At 54.2% G+C, this 9957-nt stretch carries 10 protein-coding genes; 3 read left to right on the forward strand and 7 right to left on the reverse strand.

All coding sequences use genetic code 11. The features are described from left to right. Positions 1 to 108 precede the first annotated feature (108 nt). Positions 109 to 1449, forward strand: a complete 1341-nt coding sequence (locus tag RRY12_07605) for a glutamate--tRNA ligase family protein (GenBank protein MEG2184525.1) — start codon at positions 109 to 111, stop codon at positions 1447 to 1449. 12 nt (positions 1450 to 1461) lie between these two features. Continuing rightward, positions 1462 to 2406 carry a glutaminase A gene (gene glsA / locus RRY12_07610; protein ID MEG2184526.1) on the forward strand — a complete coding sequence of 315 codons (945 nt, stop codon included), beginning with the start codon at positions 1462 to 1464 and terminating at the stop codon, positions 2404 to 2406. Between the two features lie 97 nt (positions 2407 to 2503). On the opposite strand, the gene RRY12_07615 is transcribed toward glsA, so the two are convergent. The 7 genes from RRY12_07615 to RRY12_07645 form a co-directional block, all read right to left on the reverse strand. After that, on the reverse strand, positions 2504 to 2773 hold the full coding sequence (locus RRY12_07615) for a type II toxin-antitoxin system YafQ family toxin (protein MEG2184527.1): 270 nt from the start codon (positions 2771 to 2773) through the stop codon (positions 2504 to 2506). Then, positions 2766 to 3053: a type II toxin-antitoxin system RelB/DinJ family antitoxin gene (locus RRY12_07620; GenBank protein ID MEG2184528.1), complete on the reverse strand. Its 288-nt coding sequence runs from the start codon at positions 3051 to 3053 to the stop codon at positions 2766 to 2768. Before RRY12_07620 ends, RRY12_07615 begins: the two co-directional genes overlap by 8 nt. 170 nt (positions 3054 to 3223) lie before the next feature. Beyond that, positions 3224 to 4891, reverse strand: coding sequence for a glutamine--tRNA ligase/YqeY domain fusion protein (locus RRY12_07625; protein ID MEG2184529.1), 1668 nt, complete (start codon positions 4889 to 4891; stop codon positions 3224 to 3226). Positions 4892 to 4912: 21 nt separating this feature from the next. Then, entirely contained in the window at positions 4913 to 5893 is a 981-nt protein-coding gene (locus RRY12_07630; protein ID MEG2184530.1) for an asparaginase domain-containing protein, read from the reverse strand. Between the two features lie 14 nt (positions 5894 to 5907). Beyond that, positions 5908 to 6927, reverse strand: a complete 1020-nt coding sequence (locus RRY12_07635) for a hypothetical protein (GenBank protein ID MEG2184531.1) — start codon at positions 6925 to 6927, stop codon at positions 5908 to 5910. 6 nt (positions 6928 to 6933) lie between these two features. After that, positions 6934 to 7239 carry a hypothetical protein gene (locus RRY12_07640; GenBank protein ID MEG2184532.1) on the reverse strand — a complete coding sequence of 102 codons (306 nt, stop codon included), beginning with the start codon at positions 7237 to 7239 and terminating at the stop codon, positions 6934 to 6936. Then, complete coding sequence (locus tag RRY12_07645; GenBank protein ID MEG2184533.1) at positions 7236 to 8837, reverse strand: hypothetical protein; 1602 nt, start codon at positions 8835 to 8837, stop codon at positions 7236 to 7238. The genes RRY12_07640 and RRY12_07645 overlap by 4 nt, the downstream gene beginning before the upstream one ends. A gap of 204 nt (positions 8838 to 9041) precedes the next feature. On the opposite strand from RRY12_07645, the gene RRY12_07650 reads away from it, so the two are divergent. Then, positions 9042 to 9957 (forward strand): dicarboxylate/amino acid:cation symporter (locus tag RRY12_07650; protein ID MEG2184534.1); only part of this gene is annotated, 916 nt, incomplete at its 3' end.

Raw genomic sequence — 9957 nt, forward strand, 5'->3', positions numbered from 1 at the left:
TCGCGCATAAAGCGCGCCGCCTTTATGATACTCCAAAGTTGATTTTAAAGGAATCGCAGTTATTCGCGCCGCATAAAAAAACATAATTTTTTTTGGGAGGAATTATAGATGGAAAAGAAGATAAGAGTAAGGTTCGCACCAAGCCCGACCGGCTCGCTTCACATCGGAGGCGCGCACACGGCGCTCTTCAACTGGCTGCTCGCGCGCCGCACAGGAGGCGTCTTTGTGCTGCGCATCGAAGACACCGACCTCGAACGCTCGACAAAAGAATACGAGCAGAGCATCTTAGACGGAATGCGCTGGATGGGGCTGGACTGGGACGAAGGCCCCGACAAGGGCGGCGAATACGGCCCGTATCGTCAGTCGGAGCGCATGCACCTTTACAAAAAATACGCGCAGCAGCTGCTTGACGAAGGCAAAGCCTACGAACATGACGGCGCCGTCTTCTACAAGATAGAGCCGGGCAAAAAACTGCACTTCCACGACGAGGTCTACGGCGACATCGACGTGCTCAGCGAAAACGCCTCCGTCAATCAGGACGGCACGATAAAGGACATCGTCATCATGAAGCGCGACGGGATGCCCACCTACAATTACGCCGTCGTCATCGACGACTACACGATGGGAATAAATATGGTCATCCGCGGCGAAGACCACGTCATCAACACGCCGAAGCAGCTGCTCATCTACGACGCTTTAGGCTTTGAGGCGCCCTCCTTCGCGCACCTTCCGATGATACTCGGCAAAGATAAAAAGAAGCTCTCAAAGCGTCAGGGCGCGACAAGCGTCTTTGAATACAACGACATGGGCTACCTGCCCGACGGCGTATTCAACTTCCTGGCTCTGCTGGGCTGGTCGCCGCGCAGCGGGCAGGACATCTTTACTCGCGAAGAGGCGGTCGAACTCTTCGACATAAAGAACGTCACAAGAAAACCCGCCGTGCTTGACGTTGACAAGCTGAACCACCTCAATCAGGAGCAGATGAAGCGCATGGCGCCAGAAAAACTGCTTGAGGTGATACGCCCCTTCTGGGACAAGATGGGGCTGCCCGTCTGCGATTTTTCAGACGAATATCTCGCCTCGTCGCTTCAGACGATGGGAGGCCGCGGCCAAACTACCATACAGGTGGCGGAGTTCAGCGATTATTTCCTCGATTTCAGCCGCGTAACAGAGCGCTACGACGGCTCCGACATCAAAGAGGAGCTGCGCCCTAAGCTGCAAACGATCTACGGGCAGCTGCTTGAGGCGTGGGGCTGCGGCGAGTGCGGCCATCTGCACGAAGAGGCCGAAAGAATATTCGCCGCAAACGAAAGCTCTATGAAAGAGGCGGCGACGCCTCTGCGCTGGGCGCTGACCGGACGCAAGGTAAGCCCCGGCGTCTTTGAGGTGGCGGCGCAGCTTGGTAAAGAGGAGACAAAAAAGAGACTTACGCACTACGGCCTCATATAAGGAGCGGTGAAGATGCGAGACGACAGGGTCCTAAGCACGGCGTTACTGAATGAAATAGCCAATAAATCGCGAGTCATGTCCGCCGACGGAAAGGTCGCGGACTACATTCCGGAGCTAGCCCTCATGTCCCCGGAGCTTTTCGCGCTGAGCTGCCAGCCTGTTGGCGCGGAGGCTGTGGAAACGGGAGACACTCAGGAGATATTCACATTGCAGTCAATGTCGAAGATACTGTCGCTTTCCTTCGCCATTGAATATTTCGGACGTGACAACGTCTTTCGCCACGTCGGGATGGAGGCGAGCGCCGACTCCTTCAACTCGCTGATGCGGATCGAAATGACCGCCTCAAAACCCTCAAATCCGTTCATGAACGCCGGAGCCATCGCAGTCTGCTCGCTCATCTACAAGGCGTATAAGAATGATTCCGTTGGGCTTATCCTTGAACTTTTCAAAAAAATAACCGGCGCTGAAAACGGCGTAGACGAGAAAGTTTTCGCCTCGGAAAGACGAAGCGCCGACAGGAACCGCGCACTTGCATATTTTATGAAGAGCATGGGTTTTCTGCACGGCGACGTTGATTCAATCCTTGATTTTTATTTCACGCTATGCAGCATCCGCTGCACTAGCGGCTCTCTTGCAAAGATAGCGGCAATGATAGCGGCGGGCGGACACTCCTGCGTCACGGGGGAAAAGATTATCTCCAAGGAGACCGTATATATACTTTTGGGCCTCATGAGCTCATGCGGCCTCTATAACGAATCCGGCGAGTTCGCCGTGCGCGTGGGGCTGCCAGGCAAAAGCGGCGTTTGCGGAGGAGTGCTCGCGGCGGCTCCCGGGCGCATGGGCATAGGAGTCTTCTCTCCTGCGCTTAACGCAAACGGCAACTCCGTAGCCGGCGTGAAGGCGCTTGAAATGCTCTCGGACGAGCTTGACCTCAGACGCCTGAAACCGGAGGCCTGACGCCCGCGCCCTTTAGCCGGCTTCCATACGCAAAGCCATAAAAATAACGGGAGCGAAAATCATCGCTCCCGTTATTTTTATGCTCAGCGTAGCGCGCTCAGAACAGTTCAGAGTGACTACCGAGCCGTGTCAGTGTAAGACGTAATTCGTCGGGCTTTTCATATATCAACAGCCAGTCCGGCTCTAGATGAAGTTCCCTAAAACCTATCCTGCCGCCTTTGAGGTCATGGTCTTTATTTTTCTCTGGAATACACTCGTCGTTTAGGAGCAAAAAAATCATTTCATCAAGCTTATCGGTATCTCTGCCCTGTCTGACGGCTCTGCGCAAATCTTTTTTATATTGGTTGGTGATGTCAAGCTCACGCATGGCCGGGCTTGTCTATGCCTGATTTGGCATACATGTCCGCGATGGAGGCGCAGCGCGTCGCGCGTCCTTCTCTTGCCTCCCTCATAGCGGAGCGTGTCACTGCGTTCGGAGTGCATGGCACGCCTATCTCAAAAGGCACGACGCCCTCCGCCGCGAATTTTACAAGAAACGCGTTTATGAGCGTCGAAAGCGGAATACCCGCTGCCTCCGCGTTTTCCATCGCCAGCCGTTTTGTGTCGTTCTTTACTCTAACTGTTATAACGGATGTTTCCGCTGCCATAGCAACCCCTCCTGTAATTCAATGTATAGCCAGTATATATTAGATTAATATACGTTAGCAAGAGCAATAGTGCGTCGGGCGGCTAACTTCTGATAAAAATAAAGCCGACGCAGCAAGCCTCAAGAAGCCTGGAGCGTCAGCTTGATCCAACTGTCGTCAGTGGCGCAACGTTATTTCTTCTGTTCTTTCCCCCATGAATCTTTCAATGAGACTGTGAGGTTGAAGACGGGGCGTTCCGGCGTGGTTTCGCTGTCGGCGCAGAAATAGCCGTGGCGCAGGAACTGGAATTTATCAAGCGGGGCGGCTGCGGCAAGCGACGGTTCCACAAGCGCGTTTTCTATAACGACCAGAGACTCTGGGTTCAGATAATCTTTATAGTCTTTGCCATCTTCCATGTCGTTCATATTGCGCAGGGTAAAGAGGCTGTCGTACATATTTATTTTCGCGGTCACTGCATCCTGCGCCCAGACCCAGTGCAGAGTGCCCTTTATTTTGCGTCCGTCCGGCGCGTCTCCGCCGCGGCTTTCCATGTCCACGGTGCAGCGCAGCTCTGTTACGCCTCCTTCTGCGTCTTTTACGACCTCTTCGCATTTGATGATGTAGGCGTGTTTGAGGCGCACCTCTTTGCCGGGCGACATGCGAAAGAAGCCCTTCACCGGCTCTTCCATGAAGTCTGTCGCTTCGATGTATATCTCTTTTCCCATCTTCACGGTACGGCTTCCGGCCGCTTCGTCCTCTGGGTTGTTCTCCGCGGGCAGCTCGTCTACGAAGCCTTCGGGCCAATTCGTCAACGTCACCTTAAGGGGCCTTAGCACGGCCATCCCGCGTTTTGCGGTTTTGTTGAGCTCTTCGCGCAGGCAGTGCTGCAGCAGCTCCACTTCGACCAGACTGTCGGCCTTTGAGACGCCTATCTCGCGGCAGAATCTGCGAATTGAAGAGGCTGTGTAGCCGCGTCTGCGGAAACCGCTTATCGTGGGCATCCTCGGGTCGTCCCAGCCGTTTACGATGCCAAGCTCGACTAGCTCGTGAAGCTTGCGCTTGCTCATGACTGTGTAGGTGATGTTGAGGCGCGCGAATTCATACTGGTGCGGCACGTGCGGCGCGTCGACGCTTGCGATGAACCAGTCGTAGAGCGGGCGGTGGTCCTGAAATTCCAGCGTGCAGATAGAGTGCGTGACGCCCTCTATAGCGTCCTCAAAACCGTGAGCGAAGTCGTACATAGGATAGACGAGCCATTTTGCGCCCGTTCTGTGGTGTTCGCGCTTCAATATGCGGTAGATGACTGGGTCGCGCAGATTAAGATTATTGCTTGCCATGTCAATTTTCGCACGCAGCACGTGGCTTCCCTCTTCAAATTCGCCGGCTGTCATTTTAGCGAATAGCTCGAGGTTTTCCTCAGGAGTGCGCTCTCTGTAAGGAGAGTCGGCGCCGGGCTTCGTAAGCGTGCCGCGATTTTCGCGTATCTGCTCCGCGCTCTGATCGTCGACGTAGGCTTTGCCCGCCCTGATAAGGTCCAGCGCCCATTTGTAGAACTGGTCGAAATAGTCGGAGGCGTAGCGCAGTTCAGACCACTCAAAACCAAGCCATTTGACGTCGTTCTCTATCGAGTTTACATACTCCGTCTCTTCTTTTGCCGGGTTCGTGTCGTCAAAACGAAGGTTGCACCTGCCGCCGAACTCATTCGCCATGCCAAAGTTGAGGCAGATGGATTTTGCGTGCCCGATATGGAGGTAGCCGTTCGGCTCGGGCGGAAATCTGGTCACGACCTCTTTTACGACTCCGTTTTTGATGTCCTCCGCGATTATGTCACTGATAAAATTTCTGTTTTCTGACGCCATGATTAAGCCTCCGGTGATCTATTAAAATTTTTCAAGATATAATTCCAAAACTTTTTCGGGAGCGGACGGTTCCGCCGCTAATGCAAGATATGATAATGCAATGAGGAACTCAAGGGAATAGCTCCCTTGACTAAAAACTGTGAAATTTTTTGCGGCAAGCCCCGCTATACCCACGCCGGCGTAAAGGCCGGGCGCTTTTGCCCCGTGGACGCAGGAGCTTGCCGCGATGACAACGGGCTTTTGCGCGGCATAGGCCGCGGCAAACGCTTCATGGAGGCGCTGCGGCATGTTGCCGGCGCCGTAGCCCTCAAGCAGCACTATCTTAGACGCGCCGTCAAAGCGGGGCGCGACGCCGGGGTAAACGTGCAAAAGAAGAAGCTCCTCGGAAGGGACCGAGCCGACTTTTGCCGCGGCATCAAGCAGAGAGCGCGGCGCTTCAGGAAGGGCGCGCGCGCCGCAGCTCTGCGTGTAGGCGTCAAGCTCCGACGAATTTTCCTTATGCACATAGGGGGCGCGGAAGTTTTTTCCGGCGAAATGGATGAATACGCCTTCATCTATCGAACATAGCAGCTCCGCCGCGCCGCGCAGATTTGAGTCGCCGTCAAAATCAGAAGCCTCGGGCGTCCTCTGGCTCCCTGTGAGCACCACCGCGGCGCCGGGCGCGGCAAGCGCGAGCCACGCCGCCGTGAAGGCCATCGTGTCCGTGCCGTGAATGACAAGTATTTTTTTTACGCCGTGCGCCGCCGCGTCGTTTATCTTTGCGGAAATGGCGGCCCATTCTTTTGGCCCAATATCCGAACTGTCGCGGCCCGCCTCGCCGAAGATGAAATCCGTACAGCAGCGAAGGCCGCGCGCCGCAAAACAGGCCGCGGCGCTTCCAAGCACCGCGTGCGCGGCGGCGGCGTCCGGTTCTGCGCCAAAACCATGATCGACAGAGACTATGGTGCCTCCGGTTGAGATAACTAGGACTTCACCTTCCGCGTTTGCTTTTATATTTTTCATATCATAAAGGGCCGTTAAAAGGCCGCAGCCTCCTGTGAAAGCAGAATACATTCATAATAGAGCAGAAGCATGGCGCAGGCTGTAAACGCGGTAACGAGGAAGGTCTCGCGCAGCGGCTTGGGCAGCCGCGCCTTGAGCAGATCCAGCAAAAGCCAGCAGACCGGCACGGCGACGGTCCTCATAATCACCACTGAGAACCAGAAGATGACGAAGTTCAGCGCCTGACTGCGCCATGAGATGCCGACGGCGTTATTGATGGTGGCTATGAAGTTAGAGGGGAAAAACATATAGGTGACGAGCGCCACGATGATGAACGAACGAAAGACCGCCCATACCTGAAGTATGCCGCGCGGCGCGCCTGTGTACTCAGGAATCTCTCCCTGTTTCAGCAGAGCGCAGCCCGTCATGAAGTCCCTGTGAGGTATCTGGCTCAAAATAGTGAAGATAAAAAGAGCCGTTCCGCAGACGCCCCATCTGGACATTGCCGTAAGCTGTCCCGCGATGGAAAAGGAGTTGAGGCTGAACGGGTCGCTGTCCAGACCGTTTTTTATAAGAAAGGCCGCGAGAGAGGCAAAACAGGCAGCTACCGGTACGGCAAGCCGGATCACCTTGCCCATTTCGATACGCGCCGCATTCTCAGCCTGTTTTGTGCCAAGCGCATAGAGCGAGATCAAGGCCAAGACCTCCGAAAGCAGCATAAACTGCAATATCTGTATGACATCGGCGCCGTTGTCGATTATCGGGATGAAGGTGCTGAACGGGATGCTGGCGCAGACCGTCATCAGCGCGGCAAAGGCAAGCGCGGGGCCGTACAGCGCGATATTGACGGAGGCGCTCTCAGGAAGGCCGACCTCAAGGCGGAAAGCTCCGCGAACATTTTTGATAAGCGGCACGCCCACCTCGCGCAGCGTTTTGCGTGAGATTATCACCGTAAAAATTATATATATCTTTTCCGCAGCTACCGCCGCCGCCAGCACGAAGCCCATCAGCAGCCATGCGTTGAAGTATTTAAAAAACGCCCAAATATATTCCATATCATCTCACCTTAAAAATATAGCGGCGGCAAAAAACAGAACGAGCGCCGCCAGACAAATCAACCCGCACGCCGGCATTTCGGCCCACGGTTCCACAGTAAGTTTTGTTATCGCCGCGGCGAAGCGTTCGATGTCGAAAACGCCGGAATACTCCATTTTCCTCGCCCTCTCCTCGCGCACCAGCCGGCCGCCGTGCACACGGACGGCCGCGCTGACAAAAAACCCTAAGATTATCGCGGCGAGCAGAAAAACAGAAAGCCATTTATATACGTCCCATATAAAAAATCCAGTAGCTATCCTAAACAGTATCATTTCACAGAGGCCTCCGCGGCGCCAGACGAATCAGGCGCGGTTCTGTTGATAAGCGCCTCCACGGACGGCGCGACCGACTCCTCATAGAGCGCCCCGGGAAGCATCGTAGCGCCCACAAACAGCGTAAGGAGCAGTATAAGCGGAAGAGCTATCGTAGCCTCGCCGCTGAAGACAAATTCCGAGCCAGGAGAGCGCCCGCCCGTCATCAGCGAAACGAGAAAACGAAGAGAGGTCAGCAGCATCAGCACGGTGAAAATGAAGAGAAATACAAAAACAAGCGGGTTTATGAAATTAGCGGAGCGAAAGAGGAGCTGCTTTCCGCTGTACCCGATAAACGGCGGCAGGCCGCTCACCATCGCCGCAAGCAAAAAGAGCGTCACCGCCACCATAGGCGCGCGGTCAAGCAAAGCGCCTCCGCGCCACATCTCAACTCCGCCGCCCTCCTGTTTCAGATATACCGTGATTACGGCAAGCGCCGCAGTTATCGGCAGGAATACGAGCCACAGCAAAATCATCCCCTCAAGCGCGCTCACGCCGTAAAGCGCCGCACGCTCCGCGCCGAAGACGCCGTGCATCGCGATACCTATCGCCGCGAGCACCATCCCCTTCATATACATGACGACTGAATTCATGAAAGCGGCGGGGTCCTTCACCGCGCATGAAAGGAAAACGGCCAGCAGAATTAGAGCGAAGCCAAGCATGATAAAAAGATACGGCACCTTTTGCAGCCCGTCCATTGGACCATAGATAGAAAAAATTATCCGAAAGACGACGAAGAGCGACGCCTGCGTCCTTATGCCGAAAAAGCAGTTGCGCGACGCGTCAGGAAGGTACGGAGACGGTTTTATGAAAAGATAGAGCATAGGCGCCGCAAGCAGGATGAAGGCCGCAAGCGACGGGCCGGATGAGACGATGCGTGAGGCGAGCACGTTGATATTGTCCGTTCCGTATTCAAATTTTAAAGTGAGCACGCCGGCAAAAAACATGACAAGCATCGTCACGCGCGAAATGTAATAATAGACTGACTCTCCGCCAGGTTTTTTCTTCGTCTCAAAATTACTGTAGAGCCCCGTCACGCCGAACTGTGTAAGCGCCATAAAGAGCGTCAGCAGGTAAAGGCCGTTGGAGTAAAAAATACCCTGGATGCCGGTGCAGGTGAAAAGAAAAAAGGCCGTCTTGCGCGGTGTGATTATATTTTTTTTATCAGCGAGCGCGCAGATGCCGGCCGTGAGCGCCACGAAATTCATGAGCGCGGCGGAGACCGCGGAAAAAGGATCTATCCTGAAAACGGTAAGCAGGTTCGCTGCCGCCTCGCCGCTGAGCGCCGTCGTCCATCCGCGCGCCGTAAGCACATAGATCGGAGCGGACGGCCCCGTGACGCGGCTCCATATAATATACGAAAAAATCACATCGAGCACTAAAAGCGCAAGGAACGGCAGTTTGTAGACCACCTTCGGCAAAACCAGCGCGTGGCCGAAACGCCTTGACAAAAACCGGTTGTATAGAAGCAGACCGCTGCAAAGCATAGCTCCGATAAACGGAAAAAGCAGCGTCAAAAACGGCAGAGGCATAGATTCAAAGAGGAACGCAAATCGCATTTTTTCACCTTATTCTAAAAACAAAATCTTCAAAACGATTTATCGCCGCCGCAGCCGGCAAAGGCGCGGAAGAAATATCCATCTAATTATATCAGAGAGCGGGCTAAAAATATGTCGGCCTCTAATCATAGTTTTTTTAGATATATTTGTGTATAATTCAATAAAGTCGTTTTATTTATATTTTATATCAGGAGGTCGATATCAATGTCAGACAGAAAAATGTCGCTCATGACAAAAATCGGAATCGGATTTATCACCGGGTTGATTTTAGGCTTCATCATAGGACCCATGGCCTCGAGCTCCAGCATCCTGACAAACGTCGTATTGCCGGTGCTCGAACTTATCGGAAACATCTTCCTCTCCTTCCTGAAGATGCTCATCGTTCCGCTCGTATTCTCAAGCATCATCATGGGAGCCTCCTCCATAGGGGACCCCAAAGTGCTTGGGCGCATCGGCCTTAAGACCGTCGCGCTCTACCTCAGCACAACTGTCGTCGCCATAATCATCGGCCTCATACTGGGCAACATCATCCAGCCCGGGCAGGGGATGGCCATTGAAGGCGTAAAAGCGGCGACGAAAGAGGCTGAATCGATATTCAGCGTCATACTGAACATGATCCCGGCAAACCCGCTTATGGCGCTTGTAAACGGAACCATGCTGCAAGTGATAGTCTTTGCGCTCTTCCTCGGGGTAGCCGCGACGCTCATCGGAGAAAAAGGCAAAGCCTTCCTCTCCTTCAACGCCTCACTGGCCGAGGTGATGTTCAAAGTGACGGCCATCGTAATGCGGATGGCCCCCTACGGCATATTCGCGCTCATCGCCGTCACTGCGGCGAAATACGGCCCATCCGTGCTCGCTCCGTTCGCAAAGGTGATTGTAGCCGTCTACCTGGGCTGCATACTGCAGATAGTCTTTGTATACTCGGGCCTTATCGCTACAGTAGTACGTAAAAGCCCGCTGTGGTTCTTCAAAGGAGTCCGTGAAGCTATGCTTGCGGCCTACGTCACAAGGACTAGCTCCGGCGTGCTGCCCATCTCTATGGCAAACGTCCAGAACAACCTTGGCGTAAGCGAAGACGTATCGTCATTCGTGCTGCCGCTCGGCGCCACCATCAACATGG

Origin of the sequence: Cloacibacillus sp., assembly GCA_036655895.1 — a bacterium.
GTDB lineage: Bacteria > Synergistota > Synergistia > Synergistales > Synergistaceae > JAVVPF01.

Excerpts from the sequence above, each read along its gene's own strand:
- RRY12_07630 (MEG2184530.1), bottom strand. The coding sequence starts at position 5,893 with ATGAAAAATATAAAAGCAAACGCGGAAGGTGAAGTCCTAGTTATCTCA.
- RRY12_07615 (MEG2184527.1), bottom strand. The coding sequence starts at position 2,773 with ATGCGTGAGCTTGACATCACCAACCAATATAAAAAAGATTTGCGCAGA.
- RRY12_07635 (MEG2184531.1), bottom strand. The coding sequence starts at position 6,927 with ATGGAATATATTTGGGCGTTTTTTAAATACTTCAACGCATGGCTGCTG.
- RRY12_07645 (MEG2184533.1), bottom strand. The coding sequence starts at position 8,837 with ATGCGATTTGCGTTCCTCTTTGAATCTATGCCTCTGCCGTTTTTGACG.
- glsA (MEG2184526.1), top strand. The coding sequence starts at position 1,462 with ATGCGAGACGACAGGGTCCTAAGCACGGCGTTACTGAATGAAATAGCC.
- RRY12_07625 (MEG2184529.1), bottom strand. The coding sequence starts at position 4,891 with ATGGCGTCAGAAAACAGAAATTTTATCAGTGACATAATCGCGGAGGAC.
- RRY12_07640 (MEG2184532.1), bottom strand. The coding sequence starts at position 7,239 with ATGATACTGTTTAGGATAGCTACTGGATTTTTTATATGGGACGTATAT.
- RRY12_07605 (MEG2184525.1), top strand. The coding sequence starts at position 109 with ATGGAAAAGAAGATAAGAGTAAGGTTCGCACCAAGCCCGACCGGCTCG.
- RRY12_07620 (MEG2184528.1), bottom strand. The coding sequence starts at position 3,053 with ATGGCAGCGGAAACATCCGTTATAACAGTTAGAGTAAAGAACGACACA.